The sequence below is a fragment of the Dehalogenimonas alkenigignens genome, from assembly GCF_001466665.1.
GTDB lineage: Bacteria > Chloroflexota > Dehalococcoidia > Dehalococcoidales > Dehalococcoidaceae > Dehalogenimonas > Dehalogenimonas alkenigignens.
On sequence record NZ_KQ758903.1, the window covers coordinates 1,132,388 to 1,147,018 of the forward strand.

General features: G+C 58.1%; 17 protein-coding genes. 8 read left to right on the forward strand and 9 right to left on the reverse strand.

The genetic code is table 11. The features are described 5' to 3' along the window. Position 1 precedes the first annotated feature (1 nt). Together DEALK_RS06015 and DEALK_RS06020 are read right to left on the reverse strand one after the other, a co-directional pair. Positions 2–286, reverse strand: coding sequence for a DUF503 domain-containing protein (locus DEALK_RS06015; protein ID WP_058439377.1), 285 nt, complete (start codon positions 284–286; stop codon positions 2–4). A 565-nt stretch (positions 287–851) separates the two neighbouring features. After that, entirely contained in the window at positions 852–1,112 is a 261-nt protein-coding gene (locus DEALK_RS06020; RefSeq protein ID WP_058439378.1) for a hypothetical protein, read from the reverse strand. Between the two features lie 163 nt (positions 1,113–1,275). Between DEALK_RS06020 and mobB the strand changes: the two genes are divergently transcribed. From mobB to DEALK_RS06055, 7 genes are all read left to right on the forward strand, one after another. Continuing rightward, on the forward strand, positions 1,276–1,938 hold the full coding sequence (mobB, locus tag DEALK_RS06025; RefSeq protein ID WP_165802718.1) for a molybdopterin-guanine dinucleotide biosynthesis protein B: 663 nt from the start codon (positions 1,276–1,278) through the stop codon (positions 1,936–1,938). A gap of 60 nt (positions 1,939–1,998) precedes the next feature. After that, positions 1,999–3,285, forward strand: a complete 1,287-nt coding sequence (locus DEALK_RS10335) for a peptidylprolyl isomerase (protein WP_058439380.1) — start codon at positions 1,999–2,001, stop codon at positions 3,283–3,285. A 111-nt stretch (positions 3,286–3,396) separates the two neighbouring features. After that, on the forward strand, positions 3,397–4,698 hold the full coding sequence (locus tag DEALK_RS06035) for a homoserine dehydrogenase (RefSeq protein ID WP_058439381.1): 1,302 nt from the start codon (positions 3,397–3,399) through the stop codon (positions 4,696–4,698). A 64-nt stretch (positions 4,699–4,762) separates the two neighbouring features. Continuing rightward, a complete protein-coding gene (thrC, locus tag DEALK_RS06040) occupies positions 4,763–5,818 on the forward strand; it encodes a threonine synthase (RefSeq protein ID WP_058440060.1) in 1,056 nt (351 codons plus the stop codon). A gap of 129 nt (positions 5,819–5,947) precedes the next feature. Then, complete coding sequence (locus tag DEALK_RS06045; protein ID WP_058439382.1) at positions 5,948–6,511, forward strand: flavin reductase family protein; 564 nt, start codon at positions 5,948–5,950, stop codon at positions 6,509–6,511. Positions 6,512–6,611: 100 nt separating this feature from the next. Next, positions 6,612–7,175 carry a GTP cyclohydrolase I FolE gene (gene folE / locus DEALK_RS06050; protein WP_058440061.1) on the forward strand — a complete coding sequence of 188 codons (564 nt, stop codon included), beginning with the start codon at positions 6,612–6,614 and terminating at the stop codon, positions 7,173–7,175. A gap of 99 nt (positions 7,176–7,274) precedes the next feature. Next, complete coding sequence (locus DEALK_RS06055; RefSeq protein ID WP_240608177.1) at positions 7,275–7,697, forward strand: rhodanese-like domain-containing protein; 423 nt, start codon at positions 7,275–7,277, stop codon at positions 7,695–7,697. Between the two features lie 52 nt (positions 7,698–7,749). Here the strand turns inward: DEALK_RS06055 and DEALK_RS06060 are convergent, their stop codons facing one another. The 3 genes from DEALK_RS06060 to DEALK_RS06070 all read right to left on the reverse strand — a co-directional run bounded on the left by DEALK_RS06060 (position 7,750) and on the right by DEALK_RS06070 (position 10,501). Further along, positions 7,750–8,529 (reverse strand): carbon-nitrogen hydrolase family protein, encoded by a 780-nt coding sequence (locus DEALK_RS06060; RefSeq protein ID WP_065128830.1) that lies wholly within the window; start codon positions 8,527–8,529, stop codon positions 7,750–7,752. 77 nt (positions 8,530–8,606) lie between these two features. Beyond that, on the reverse strand, positions 8,607–9,308 hold the full coding sequence (locus tag DEALK_RS06065; protein WP_186007587.1) for a response regulator transcription factor: 702 nt from the start codon (positions 9,306–9,308) through the stop codon (positions 8,607–8,609). A 2-nt stretch (positions 9,309–9,310) separates the two neighbouring features. Next, on the reverse strand, positions 9,311–10,501 hold the full coding sequence (locus DEALK_RS06070; protein WP_058439384.1) for a PAS domain-containing sensor histidine kinase: 1,191 nt from the start codon (positions 10,499–10,501) through the stop codon (positions 9,311–9,313). A gap of 62 nt (positions 10,502–10,563) precedes the next feature. Between DEALK_RS06070 and DEALK_RS06075 the strand changes: the two genes are divergently transcribed. Then, entirely contained in the window at positions 10,564–10,845 is a 282-nt protein-coding gene (locus tag DEALK_RS06075; protein WP_058439385.1) for a hypothetical protein, read from the forward strand. On the opposite strand, the gene DEALK_RS06080 is transcribed toward DEALK_RS06075, so the two are convergent. Genes DEALK_RS06080 through DEALK_RS06095 form a run of 4 tightly spaced genes read right to left on the reverse strand, consistent with a single transcriptional unit; the run spans position 10,842 to position 14,602 of the window. Continuing rightward, positions 10,842–11,318, reverse strand: a complete 477-nt coding sequence (locus DEALK_RS06080) for a GNAT family N-acetyltransferase (RefSeq protein WP_058439386.1) — start codon at positions 11,316–11,318, stop codon at positions 10,842–10,844. The two genes, DEALK_RS06075 and DEALK_RS06080, sit on opposite strands and share 4 nt — an antisense overlap. Further along, entirely contained in the window at positions 11,315–12,328 is a 1,014-nt protein-coding gene (locus DEALK_RS06085; RefSeq protein ID WP_058439387.1) for a D-alanine--D-alanine ligase family protein, read from the reverse strand. The genes DEALK_RS06080 and DEALK_RS06085 overlap by 4 nt, the downstream gene beginning before the upstream one ends. Further along, on the reverse strand, positions 12,325–13,332 hold the full coding sequence (locus DEALK_RS06090; RefSeq protein ID WP_058439388.1) for a D-alanine--D-alanine ligase family protein: 1,008 nt from the start codon (positions 13,330–13,332) through the stop codon (positions 12,325–12,327). Before DEALK_RS06090 ends, DEALK_RS06085 begins: the two co-directional genes overlap by 4 nt. Next, positions 13,304–14,602: a KamA family radical SAM protein gene (locus DEALK_RS06095; protein ID WP_240608175.1), complete on the reverse strand. Its 1,299-nt coding sequence runs from the start codon at positions 14,600–14,602 to the stop codon at positions 13,304–13,306. The genes DEALK_RS06090 and DEALK_RS06095 overlap by 29 nt, the downstream gene beginning before the upstream one ends. Between the last annotated feature and the right edge of the window lie 29 nt (positions 14,603–14,631).

Here is a 14,631-nt window from a genome sequence, read left to right on the forward strand (position 1 = left end):
GTCAGTAGTCGATGATCTCGATGTTGGACTCGAGAAGCTCGAAGTCGTAAGTAGTGGTGAAGGCTAAGGCTTTGGACAGCACCTCGTTGGTGTGCTTCTTGTCGTTACTGATGCAGGCGACGCCGACGACAGCCGTCTGCCACAGGTCCTGGTCTTCTACCTCCGCCGCCGAGACGTTGAAGCGATTGTGGAGCTGGGCTACCAGCGACTTGACCACCTGGCGCTTCTCCTTGAGGGAGTGGCTCTCCGGGAGCCGAATGCTGAACTGCAGGACGCCGATATTCATCGCGTTACCTCATCATCGTGATAACTCTAGGCCAAGACCGGCGGCGGGTCAAATAACGTTGTGCGTCCTGGGTCGTGAGTCATATGGAAAACGACTGAAACGACTCGCTCCCGCCGCGGTTTGTTTTTTGTTTCCCAAGCGCATTCCATTTATATTTGGAACGAACCTTGATTTCCACGATTAAGCCTATTGTAGAATCATTTTGCAAAACGAAGGGTTCCCGAAGCTGCCGTTCCGGTAAAAACGAACCAAAAAAAACAACGGGTTTCCCATCGGGGGACGGGCGGACAACGGTTCCGACGACGCCGCGAAACAAATCCCGGCTGAACGCGGGACATCATTACACTGCAGCTCGGGCAGTGCAAACAATTGGTCAGGCGGTATGAACTCGTGGCGGGAAGCGAGCAGGTTACAACGAGCCCTGTAAAACGGCAGGCGGCTGGCAAGCAAGTTGACATCAGGCGCGTATTATAGCACATGTGTACGTTAGGGCTGTCAAACGATCTTTGTCATTTTTGGGGAAAAATTATATCGAGTTGACGGCAGCCGGCGGTACCGGCCGGGTTCAGCCGCCGATTTTGAATTCAAGCTGGGGATAAACCACGGGCACCAGTTTTTTTGTCTCTTCGACGATCTCCTCCAGCCTTTCAGCCAAAAGAACCGACTGCATCTGTCCGTGATGCTTGTTGAAAGCCGAGGGGTCCAGAGCCATGCAGTGATACTGGTCGCGCAGAACGTAATATTCTCCGGTCAGCTCGATCAGCCGCGCCTGGGCTGCCTCCCGGAGCATATCCTCAGCCGGCGAAACTTCAACATCATTTTCCATAAAATCCTCCGCTGTCTTATCGGATTATATGACTGATATGCCGACATGTCACCGGTACCTTAGTAAGGGTTCGCTTGAGCCGGGCCATTCGTTGCACAGCACCGATGCAACAACCTATAATTAAGGCTCACAGAACGACTTGCCTATTATCCGGAGGATGCAGTTGACGGCACCCATTATCGCCTTTGTCGGGCGCTCCGAATCAGGAAAAACAACCTTCATTGAGCGACTGGTGCCGGAACTCAAAGGCCGGGGTTATAAAGTCGCCACCGTCAAGCATGTGCCGCAGCATTTTCAACCGGCGGCACCGGTCCGAGATACCGAGCGGCATCTGGCCGCCGGAGCCGATGCCACTATCGCGGCGACGCCTGGGGCGTTAATACTAACAAAGCCGTGCTCATCCGAGAACCCGCTGGATGAGATCGCCCGACTGCTGGGCGACGAATACGACATTATCATTGCCGAGGGATTCAAAAGCTCAGGGATACCGAAATTCGAGATCTGGCGCCGCGGTGCCGGGACGCCGCTGGAGGACATTAAAAGCCGGGTAGCCGTTATTACCGACGACGACTACCCCGGTGAATCAGCCCGGAGGTTTCGCTTAAGCGAAGTCGGAGAAGTGGCGGACTTGATCGAAAAAGGATATATTCTGCCCAACCTGGAGAGGATCTCGCTCAATATTAACGGCGAATCGGTAGCCCTTTCCGCTTTTCCAAGAGAATTTATGACCAATATAGTTAACGCTTTAATCGCCAGCCTTAAAGGCGTGCCGCCGGTGAAGTGGCTGGAGATCAGATTGCGGCGTGGTGACAACAAATCTGCATAATGCCTTCACATTTTCCTGATAACATGACGAGGACAACTTTAAAGAACGGAGAGTACCTGATTGGCGAAAAAGAAGCATAAATCACATTCCCACGCGACGCATACGCTTTCGGTCAAAGCTCAATCCAAGTTGGCCGCCCAAAAAAAGCGCCAGAAGATAACCCGATGGATCGGCTTTGGCATTATCGGCGCGGTGGCGGCTCTCTTGGCGGTGGGCGGCGTCACCCAGTGGCTGCTGCCGGTCTACCTGCCGCTTCAGAAGACAGTGCTGACAGTAAACGGCACCAAATTCAACGCCCAGTATATTGCCCGCATGGTGAATTATTACACCGGCGGAGATCCGACCTACTCATACCTTTTTATCGACCCGGTGATCGATCAAATAACCCAGAACGAACTCATGAAACAGAAAGCCGCCGAACTCGGCATCACCGTAAGTAATGACGAGGTCGCCGAGACCATAAAAACGGCCGGCATCAAGAGCAACCCCACCACCCGCGATATCGTTTACAGCTCGCTGCTGGCGGAAAAGCTGACCGAGCAAAAATTCAAGGTGGAAATCGGCAGCGCCGGCCCGCAGCGCCAGGTCCTGGCAATGCTTCTTGAGAGCGCGGCTCAAGCCGAGGCGGTCAAGGATCGGCTTGAATCCGGTGAATCGTTTGCCGATATCACCGTTGAACTGTCGCTGGATTCGACCACCATCACCAATAAAGGCGATATGGGTTTCCACCCGCAGGGTATTCTGGACAGCCTGCTTTTTGCCGCCGGACTGGATGAAGCGGCATTCAGCGCCGCCGAGGGCGGCATCGGCGTGCTGTACGATCAAGCCAAGAGCAAGCAATTAGGCTACTGGGTAGTTAAAATTACCGAAAAAACAACGACCGACGAAGCGTCCACGGCCAAGGTTCTGGGCATCCTGGTGCCGACGATAGAGAAGGCTGAAGAAGTTCGGACTAAACTGGCGGAAGGCGGCGATTTCGCCGCGCTGGCCGCTGAGTACTCTCAGGACGCAATGACCAAAGATACCGGCGGCGATCTTGGCACTCTGACACTCGGCACTTCCACCGGGCCGGTAGCGGTTTACGCCTTTTCCGAAGGGGCGACGGTCAACGAAATCAGCCAGCCGATTCTTACCAAGGACTCCAACACCACCGGCGCCTACTGGCTGTATCAGGTCAAGGCGGTTGAATCCAGCCGCACCTTTACCGAAGACGACCTGGACAAGCTCGTCAACGCCGCTTTCTCAGAATGGCTGACGGTCATTAGAGACGACCCGGCAAATGAAATTGATAGAGTGGAATTGACTGACGAGCAGCGCGACCTCATAGCCGAGCAGTCGCTGGCATAACCGGACCGCGGGGTTTACCACGATTACCCGCCCCGGGCAGACGCCTCGGGCGGGTAATTATTATATAATAGGGCAGTTGACCAACCGGAACGTCTAGAACAAGGAACAACGATGAGAAAAACCAGCATCGGAATCGGACTTATCGGTATCGGCATTATCGGCGGCGCCGTAGCCCGGGTGCTGCGCGACCGGGCGGACCGGCTGTCAGCTCAGGTCGGCGTGCCTGTTGAACTGAGGCGGGTGAAAATCGCCGACATCGACCTGACCCGGCCTATCATCGCCGAATTCCCACGGGAGCTATTCACCACCGACGAGGTCGACTTCTGGGCCACGCCGGGCATCGACATCGTCGTCGAAGCTATCGGCGGCGAGTTTCCCGCCTTCAACTATCTGGAAAAAGCCCTCCGGAGCGGTAAACACGTCGTCTCCTCCAACAAAGAGGTCATCGCCAAGCACGCCGCCGAACTACTGGACCTGTCGCGGAAAAACAACGTCGGCCTGCGCTTCGAAGCCGCGGTCGGCGGCGGCATCCCGCTGCTGCAGCCGTTCCAATACGATCTCTCGGCTAATGAGATTAAAGGCATCTTCGCCATTATCAACGGCACCACCAACTACATCCTGACACGGATGGCCCGCGAGGGAATCGAATTTTCCGAGGCTCTGAAACAGGCCCAGTCGCTGGGCTACGCCGAGCGCAACCCGGCAAATGATATCGAGGGTTTCGATTCGGTCTATAAGCTGTCCATCATGTCCATGCTGGCTTTCCAGACCGAGGTGAAGCCGGATGACATTTACCGCGAAGGCATCACCAAACTCGAAGCGCGCGACTTCAAGTACGCCGAAGAACTTGGCTTTGTCATCAAGCTATTGGCTATCGCCAAGGAGTCGGAGGGGGAGATTGAACTCCGGGTGCACCCGGTGTTCCTGCCCCGGGACTACTTCCTGGCCAAGGTCGACGGCGTCTTCAACGCCGTGCTGACCACCGGGGATCTGGTGGGCGACGTCATCTTCTCCGGCCAGGGCGCAGGCCCGGCGCCGACCTCCTCGGCCGTAGTCGCCGACGTACTAGCCTCAGCCCAGGAGGCGGCCTCGGGCGTGGGCAACCGCATGAGGTGGCGGCTTGACGGAGGCAAGCGGCTGCGGCCGATGGCGGACATTACCACCCGCTACTACTTCCGGCTGAATGTGGCGGATAAACCGGGCGTGCTGGCCCATATTGCCGGCATTTTCGGCGACAACAACATCAGCATTTCCTCAGTTATCCAGAAAGAAGTTGACGAAACCACCGAATCAGCCGAGGTGGTTATCATGACCCATCCAGCCAGAGAATCGGCTGTCCGTCGGGCCGTGGAAGCACTCGACCGTCTGGATACTATCAAGGCGGTCAACAATTTCATTCGCGTAGGAATATAACCCAATCCGAAATCCGAATGTTGAAAATCAAAGGCAAATTAGAATTCAAAAGGACAGGATGAATATGGCGAAACCGGGCGTGCTGGCGCAATACGGCAAATTCCTTCCGGTAACGGACAAGACGCCGCTCATCACCCTGGGCGAGGGCGACACCCCCCTTGTCCGGTCGCCGCGGCTGGAGAAGGAATTCGGCGCCGGCGAGTTGTACTTCAAGCTGGAAGCCTGCAACCCGACCGGCTCCTTCAAGGACCGCGGCATGGTGATGGCGGTGGCCAAAGCCCTGGAAAACGGTTTCAAGGCGGTCGCCTGCGCCTCCACCGGCAATACTTCGGCTTCAGCGACAGCCTATGCCGCCGCGGCGGGCATCGAAAGCATCATTGTCATTCCCAAGGGCAAAATCGCCCTGGGTAAACTGGCTCAGGCCATCGTCTACGGCGCTAAAATTGTCATGGTAGACGGTAATTTCGACGACGCCCTCCGGATGGTGCGCGAACTTTGCGACAAGCAGCCGGTGGCCCTGGTCAACTCCGTCAACCCCAACCGCATCGAAGGGCAGAAGACAGCGGCCTTCGAGATCTGCGACAGCCTCGGCGGTGCTCCGGAGCTGCTGTTCCTGCCGGTGGGCAACGCCGGCAACATCACCGCTTACTGGAAAGGATTCAAGGAGTACCGCGGCCGCGGCATCATCGCCGCGGCGCCTAAAATGATGGGCTTTCAGGCGGCCGGCGCCGCGCCCATCGTTCTCGGCCACAAGGTAGACAAACCGGAAACCATCGCCACCGCCATCCGTATTGGCAACCCGGCTTCCTGGAAACAGGCTGAAGCAGCCCGCGACGAGTCCGGCGGCGTCATCGACATGGTCAGTGATGACGAAATCCTTGAGGCCTACCGCATTATGGCTGAAAAGGGCGGCATCTTCGGCGAACCAGCCTCCGCGGCATCTTTAGCCGGCCTGATCAAGATGAAGCGCCGGGGTACTGATTTCGGCGGCCAGAAAGTGGTCTGCGTCGTCACCGGCAGCGGCCTCAAGGATGCCGATACCGCCATCAAGGGCTTCTCAGGCCAATTTATTGAAGTGGCGGCGGAGCTGGCGGCTATGGAAAAGGCGCTCGGGTACTAGCAACGGGTCAAGGGTCTCGGCTTGAGGCGGCGGTGGTATAATGAACCCGGGGCAACGAACTAAAGATTGCTTTGTCGTCTTCCTTGGAATGAGGCCCGGCAGCGGCGGGAAAGAAACGAGGTCGGCAGGATGAAACAGGTATCAGAAAGCGTCGGCGCCTATTACCAGCACTATCCGCGCATCGCCGTGGTGGTATCGGCCTACCACGACGGCAAGGCTGATGCCATGACCTGCACCTGGCACACACCGCTGTCTTCCAAACCGCCGCTGTTCGGCGTGATGCTGACGCCGCGGCGTTTCACCTATCAGCTCATAGTTGACAGCAAGGAGTTTGCGGTCAATTTCCTGCCCGCGGAGTCGGCCCGGCTGCTGGCGGCGGTGGGCGGCAGCAAGGGAGCCACAGTGGACAAGTTCGCCGCCTATAACATCGCCCGCGACATACCGCTGAAAACCAACGCCCCGGTGCTGGCGGACGCCTACGCCGCCTACGAGTGCAAACTGGTGGAGGACCGGCCGTACGGCGACCACCAGCTGCTGGTGGGGGAGGTGGTGGCGGCCCACTGGCTGGAAGAAGCCTTTACCGAAGGCGGATCACTGGACTTAAAGGCAGCGGTCCCGGCGTTTTACCTGGGCAACGATTCTTATGTCACCAGGCTGAAGCCGACGGTGGAGAAGATAGACCGAGGCCGGTAGCTGTCGTCCAAAACAATCAACCCCTGGTCAAATAAAAATACTAACGGGAGATTTGCTCCATCCCGGCCGCGGCCGGGGTCAAGGAGCGACGGTGTTTATGATGATCGATGAAGAAGCCATAAAGGCGGCGGTCGAGAGCATATTAAAAGCCATTGGCGACGACCCTGCACGCGAAGGCCTGGCGGGCACGCCGCGGCGGGTGGCCCAGATGTACTCCGAGATTTTCGGAGGCATGCCGCAAAACCCGGTTGACGAGCTGCAGGTTGGCTATGAACTGGGCCACCGCGAAATGGTCATTCTTCGCGACATCCCGTTCTATTCCATGTGCGAGCATCACCTGCTGCCGTTCTCAGGCGTGGCGCATATCGGCTACGTGCCGGGCGAGGACGGCCGGGTTGTCGGCATCTCCAAACTGGCGAGGGTGGTCGACATCATCGCCCGGCGGCCGCAGATCCAGGAGCGCATGGCCACCGAAATTGCCGACGCTATTATGGAAGGCCTTAAACCCGACGGCGTGGGCGTGGTTATCTCCGCGGAGCATATGTGCATGACCATGCGCGGCATCAAGAAGCCGGGGGCCAGGGTGGTCACCAGCGCGCTGCGCGGCATCTTTGCCAAGCGCGCGGCGACACGGGCGGAGTTCATGGCACTGATTCAGGATTAACGTTTCCATCAATCGCAAAGGGTATCGAATACATTTGTAAGACAGGCGTCCAGGCGCCTGAGCATGCCAGGTTCACATTATCCAATCTGGAGGACCGATTTGCGTAAATTCATTGGGGTGATAACCGTCATGGCATTAGCGGCGGCGTTCGCCGGGTGTTCGGACGAGCCGTCCGTTACCCTACCGGGGCAGATCATCAAGGAAATCTCAGCCGCCGAGGCTTACGCCATGGTTCAGCAAAACGCCGGCAAGGCAGATTTCATCATTCTGGACGTAAGAACACCGTCGGAATATACCGGCGGGCACCTGGCCGGGGCACTTCTGATTGATTTCAATTCCGGCAGTTTCCGCACCGAGGTCGATAAACTGGATAAGAGCAAACGCTACCTGGTTTACTGCCGAACGTCCAACCGCTCTGGGCAGGCGGTGGCGGTGATGAAGGAACTGGGCTTCAAAGAGGTCTACGATATGGACGGCGGCATTGTGGCGTGGGAAGCGGCGGGCTATCCTACGGTGAAATAACGCGCATAATTATATTCACTCTCTCCTGTCGCCTGACGGGAGAGGAGATGCGTCAGGTCACCGGCACCACTTCGAATTCGGTTTGAAGCGGTGTTTTCTTTTCCAGGTCCCAGTCGAAGAGCAGGATGACGGAGTCCGGGCCGCAGTGGTTGAGCAGGCGTTTGCCGCCGACGACTACGACCGAGGCGGCATCCTCGAAATTGAGGGCGTGTTCAGTGCCGGTGCGGTTGCAGACCCAGACCGGCAGACCTGTTTCCAGGCTGCGCTTTTCCCAGCAACTCTCCGGCGGGCAAGGCGTCTCGCCCCAGTTGGCGGGCGAGATAATGAGTTCGGCACCTTTTTCGGCCAGTTCTCGGGCGATATGCGGCGGCCAGGAATCGGCGCAGATCATAACGCCAAGTTTGAACTGGGGCAGGACGATAATGTCGGCGGTTTCGCCTTTGCGGGCCCAGGATTCGGTGGTATGGGACTCGTGGATGTTGACTTTGCGGTATCTGCCGGCTGTTTTACCCGCACCGGTCAGGGCGAATACGGTGTTATGCAGGTGCCCGGTGGCCTGATCACGCTCGGCGGTCGAGAGCAGCAGGGTCACTCCCAGGTCAGAGGCGACAGCGGACATATGGTCTATCCAGGCTTTGGACTCCTCGCCGATCCAGCCGGTGCCTATATAGTCTTCGAAGTGATAGCCGCTTTCGGCCAGTTCTGGGGTGACGATAAAATCCGCTCCCAATGCCGCGGCCCTGCGTACCGACCGTTCAATGAGGGCGCGGTTGGCCTCAAGTTTTCCGGGGCGGGGGTCAAGGTGGAGCAGGGCGACTCTGAGTACGGGCATCTTTTTATCCATTCGAGTTCGATTAACGGCAGTAAAAAAGGGCGGGTCAATGACCCGCCCTGCTGGACGAGGGTATTTTATTCCGGCTTGGCTAACTGATAACCGGCGCCGATGCGGGTGAGCAGCAGTTTGGGGTCGGAGGGGTTATCCTCTATTTTTTCACGCAGGTGGCGGACATATACCTTCAGGCTTTCCGCGGCGCCGGGATATTCTTCGCCCCACAGCGCTTTCGCCAGGACGGCGTGGCTCACCGGGTGACCGACATGACGCATCAATTGCCCGAGGACGATGCCCTCAGTGCGGGTGAGGCTGATGCGCCGGTCTTTAAGTTTAAGATCGCGAATGGAAGGCCCCAGCGTCATTGAGCCCACGGTCAGCGGCAATTCCTCGGCAGAAGTTTCCTGGCGGCGCATGACCGCCTTGACCCTGGCCAGCAGTTCCATCTGCCGGAACGGTTTGATGATGTATTCATCGGCGCCGAGTTCGAGACCGCGGACGATATCGGTTTCGTCTCCCCGGGCGGTCAGCACGATGACCGGAACGTGGCTGAAACGCCTGATGTCCTTGAGCACATTGAAGCCGCTGGTGTCCGGCAAACCCAGATCAAGAATGACCAGGTCCGGGTTGTTTTTATCCACCAGTTCCACGCCCTCCTGGCCGGAGTTAGCGGCCAAAAAGGTGGCCTGAGGCCAGCGGATCTTGAATGTGAGGGTTACCGCTTCGACGATTTCAGCGTCATCCTCGATCAGCACCACGGTCAACTCGGGTTTATTCACCATCTCTACTCCATTTCAGCCGTCAGCGGCAAGGTAAAATAGAATGTCGTGCCGCAGTCTTTTTCGCTTTCAAACCAGATATCGCCGCCCTGCAGCGTGACCAGCATTTTACATAACGCCAGGCCAATGCCCATGCCGTCGTTGGGATCGGCATCATCGACGATACGGTAATAGGGCTTGAAAATATGAGCCTGCTCCTGCAGGGTCATGCCGCGGCCCGTATCGGCGACGCTTAACCGCAGCATTTTACCACTAACCGCCGCGCCGATGGTAATCTGCCCGCCGCGCGGCGTGAACTTGCCGGCATTGTTGAGCAGGTTAAGCAGGATTTGCCGCAGCCGGTCCTCATCAGCCATAACCAGAGGGATGTCATCGTCGATCTCCAGTTCTAGAGACTGATTTTTGCGGTCGAATTGGGGCGATACCTGAGCGGCCAGGTCCAGGAGCAGCGGCGCGACATCCAGCGGTTGAGCGCGGACTTTCAGGACGCCCATTTCGCCGCGGGCGAAGTCCAGAAGGTCGTTGATACGCCGCTCAAGGTTCATGGCGCCGCGGTAAATGTTGCCAGCCAGCCGCAGTTCATCCTCGCCCTCGAGAATCTCTAGCAGCGCTTCGCCAGAAGCGATGAGGGGCGTCAGCGGTGTCTTAAGTTCATGAACCAAGGAGCGGGTAAAATCCACCCTTTTACTGATTTCGGTCTCGAGCGCCTGCCGCAGCGATTTTTCCCGGTTATATGCCTCCGTCAGCGTTGAGGCTTCGGCTTTGCGGGCCGAAATATCCCGGGCAATCGACAGCATGAATCGCCTGCCGTCAATGTTGAACGTACTGTAACTGATTTCAACCGGTTCATTCAGGCCTGATTTTGTTCGAAATGCCGATTCCAACACCCCGAATTGTCCGTCCGACGGTTGTTCGATAACGGCGGTTAATTCAGCCGGCGGCGACGGAAAGATATCGGCGAAAGCCAGGCCTGTCATCGCCTCAGGGGGGTAACCAAGCCTTTGGGCGGCCAGTAGGTTAGCTTCAGCAAGCACGGGAGTTTTGCCGGAACGGAGCTCCCAGAGGAGCATGGCGTCTGCGGCGGTTTGGAATATCAGGCGAAACTTGCCTTCGGCTTTTTGCGGCCCCCGCTGTTTGACGGCGTCGCCGGGGCAGCCTGACTGGGTTTTGCCCGCTGCTTCTATGCTATTATTCATACTTGATATCATTAACATTATACCGCCGTTGAAATCCTAATGTCAGCAAAGGAAACAATGGATTGGCTATACCGGAAACCGGGCAGGATGAGCCGCTTGATGAAAAGATGATGGCATGCCGCTGCGGTGAATGCGAGTCCGGGCGGCGCCGAGGCTGCAACAGCAGCCGTTTGAGAGAGCTGGTCGGAGTTTTATTCGATGAGAAGCTGCCCGGGCTGTATTGCCGGCGGCCGCCCAAGCCGGCCAAAACCGATGCCGCTACGGTGGCTGAAGAGTGCCTCTGCGAGGGATGCAGTCTGAATATCGGCAACGCCTTATTCCATTGTAACCGGCGTACCGCCTAGCCGAGCTTTTTATAGAAGACGACCAGGTCATCGCCGCGGTCGTAAAAGTCCGGGATTCGGGCTATCTCGGTATACCCGCAGCTGGCGTGAAAACGCCTCGTCCTGGCGTATTGGGGTGTGGAAGATGTTTCAAGGGTGATTTGCCAGCCGCCGCGCTGCTTGACCGCTGTCTCGCAGCGATTCATCAATTCCCGCCCGATGCCGCGGCCCTGGACTGCCGGGTCCACGGCAGCCCAGTAGATTTCCCAGTTGCCGCGGGAAAGAGGAGTGTTGCCGTAAGTCGCGTAGCCGACAGGGCTGCCTTCCAACTCGGCGACTACGGTATAGTAACCCGAATCTTTCGGATTTGCCGCCGAAGCCTCAAGCACTTCATCCGCCACCGGCAACTCATCAGGGGCGAATTCCTGAATCCGGCGCAGTATTGACTTCAGGACGGGCAGATCTCCCGGGACGATCTCCCTGTAAACGATCATCTTACCTCCAGAGCGAAGCCGATGATTTTTTCAACCATGCTTTGATACGACAGCCCGGCGGCGCCGGCCTGCCGTGTCATTCCGGCGTCGGGGGCTAAGTCCGGATTGGCATTAACCTCAATAACCACCGGACGGCCGGAGGCATCGAGGCGCATATCCACCCGGGCATAACCGCGGCAGCCGGCAGCGGCACTGGCAGCTAAAGCGGTTTTTCTGAGGGCAGCATCCAGGAGCGGGTCGATCTCCGCCGGGCACTTGACGCTGGTGTTTTGAAAATAGGCGCTTTGAGGCTCCCATTTGGCGGCGAAGGTCAGAATCGGGGGCAGGCCCTGGGGCAAGGTATAAAGAATTTCCGAAATCGGTAAAACCTCCCGGCTGGCGGCGCCAAAAACAGTCGCGTTAAATTCCCGGCCCGGTAGGAACTCCTCAACCAGGGCTGGCGAACCGTCGTACCTTTCCACCATCGATTTCACTTCGGCTTTCAGAGCCGGCAGATCAAATACCACGCTTGTTTCGGACAAGCCATGCGAAGCGTCATCAGAACGCGGCTTGACGATACAGGGAAAATCCAGACTGAAATCCGAGAAGTCTGTTCCATCGCACAGTTGCTGGATCGGCGTTGGAACACCGGCCTGGCGCAGGACGGCGGCGGCGTCCGATTTATCGAGCGTCAACGCCAGGGCGGCTGACGGCGAACCGGTAAATGGTATTATTAAGGCCTCAAGGGAAGCGGCGACCTCCGCTTCCGTCCCAGGCATGCCGGCAAATCCTTCGAACAGGTTGAAAACGATATCAGCTTCGATTGACGCCAGCGTTTTTCCCGCCCTGCCGACCGGCGGCAATAAAGGGTAACTGATCCAGTCGTGACCGAGACTGGTTAGCGCCTGTCCGACACAGGCTACGGCATCCATCACCCCGGTTTCAGCCCTTGATTCGCCGCGGGCGTCATAGAGCGAAGGCACCGGCGCGTTGAAGATCAAGGCTACCCGCAACGGCTTGAAGGGGATCATCGGAGCCCGGGATACCGGCTGATTGCGGCGGTAAGGATGGACCGGATCATCATGGCGTGACTCCAGCCCATCGCCGTGGCAATGATAAAAAGGTCGCTGTCGAGCGATAGACCCGGCAGAGGGTTGACCTCCAAAAAATACGGAGTGCCGTCAGCGGCGACGCGGAAATCCATGCGGGTGAAATCACGGCAGCCGAGCGTGCCGAAAACAGCCAGCGCCTGTGACTTGATGCGGTCGATAACCTCCGCCGGAAGCCTGGCCGGGTATTCGTAATCGACCAGGTTCTTGTAGTCACGTTTGACTTCCAGCGAATAGATGAACGGACCGGCTTTTTGCCGGGGTACGATCCGCATCGGCATTACCAGCGGCGGGGCGGCGGCACCAATGTTGCCGATGATGCCGCAGGTCACCTCGTCGCCGTCAATGAATTCCTCAGCGATGACCGGAGAGCCATAGTTCTTGAACAATGCCTCGGCGTGGTCGGCGACCTCGGCCGGGTTGGTGGCCAGCGAGGTCAGACGGATACCCTTGCTCGATCCTTCGAAGGCGGGCTTGACGAAGGCCGGGAATCGGAAGCCGTGCCAATCAGCCGAACGGGCTTGACCCGGGGCATCGAAAAAGCGCCAACCGGGCGTGGTCACGCCGGCAGCCTGGACGATTTGTTTGGTCAACGGCTTATCAAGGGCGATTGAAAGCGTCTGAGGATCGGCGCCGGTATAAGGAATACCGAGCATCTCCAGCACCGACGGAACCTGCGCTTCACGCGAACGATAGGCACCTCTGCCTTCGGCGATGTTGAAGACGAAGTCTATCGGTTCACGGAGCACGCTCAACAGGAACTGTTTGCCGCCGCCAAGCAGTATCGGAGTATGACCCGATCCTTCAATAGCCGCCGAGATGAGACTCACCGTTTCGGCGGAGTCATATTCCTCAAGGGCATCGGCGGGTGCATCGGGGCCGGCGATGACGGATTGTTTAAGGTCGTATGCCAGCCCTATCTTCATTCTTTACCTCAGTGACGGTCCAGCCAAACGGAAGCTGCGGCGGCGCCGTAACTCCAACTTTCGGTTTGCGGGGTAGGGGCGCAGATTTAGGGTTGGTGAAGTGACTGATATGCCCTTCATAGTTGCGTACCACCAGCTCGTGGTCGGTACGGGTGAGGACATAGTTCGGCGTCAGGGGGATTTTACCCCGGCCGTCCGGCAGGTCGATGACATAATTGGGGATGGCCAGGCCGGAGGTATGGCCGCGCATGCCTTCGATGATACGCAAACCGACTTCCACTGGCGTCCAGAAGTATTCAGTGCCCTGGACCTGGTCGCACTGGAAGAGGTAGTAGGGGCGGACCTTGGCCCTGAGCAAGCCGTGGCAAAGCTTTAACTGGGTATCTACGGTATCGTTGACGCCGCGCAGGAGGACGCTCTGGTTATTGACCTGGACGCCGGCGCGCAGCAGTCGGTCGCAGGCTCCGGCAGCCTCGGGCGTAATTTCGTTGGGGTGGTTGAAATGGGTGTTGAGCCAGATGGGGCCGTATTTGGACAGCATGGCGCAAAGCTCTTCGTCGATGCGCTGCGGCAGCACCACCGGGAAGCGGGTGCCGATACGGATGATCTCGACGTGCGGGATCTGCCGCAAAGCGGACAGGACTTTTTCTAGCTGCGGCGTGGACAGGGTCAGCGGGTCGCCGCCGGAGATGATGACGTCGCGCACCTGAGGGGTTCTGCGGATGTAGTCCAGCATCCGTTCGATCTCGGCCGGGGTGTGGATCCAGCCGCCGTGGTGCCATTCGCGCTTGCGGGTGCAGTGGCGGCAGAGCATGGCGCAGATATCGGTCAAGACCATAAGTACCCGGTCCGGATAGCGGTGCACCAGGCCGGGCACCACCGAGTCGCGCTCTTCAGCCAGTGGATCCTCGTGCCCGGCGCCGGCGGCTACTTCCAAGCTGCTTGGCACCGCCTGGAGGCGAACCGGATCGCATGGATCGTCCAGGTCCATCAGCGACAGGTAGTAGGGGGTGACGGCCAGCGGGAAACGCGCGGAAACCAGCTTGAGCCTGGTGCGTTCCTTGACGGTAAGAGGGATAAAGCGGGAAAGGTCTTCTACGGAGGTGATGCGGTTCCGGAAGTGCCAGCGCCAGTCGTTCCACTGGGCATCGCTGACATCGGGGTAGAACTTACGGCGGAAAACGGACGGACTAAGGGGAGGTTCGTCAGCTTCGGGCGAGCACGAGGGGGGTTCGGCCTTGTCTTCGGCAATCAGAGATTCTTCGGTCACCTGTTTATTCTCCTTGGGCATCTAAGTGC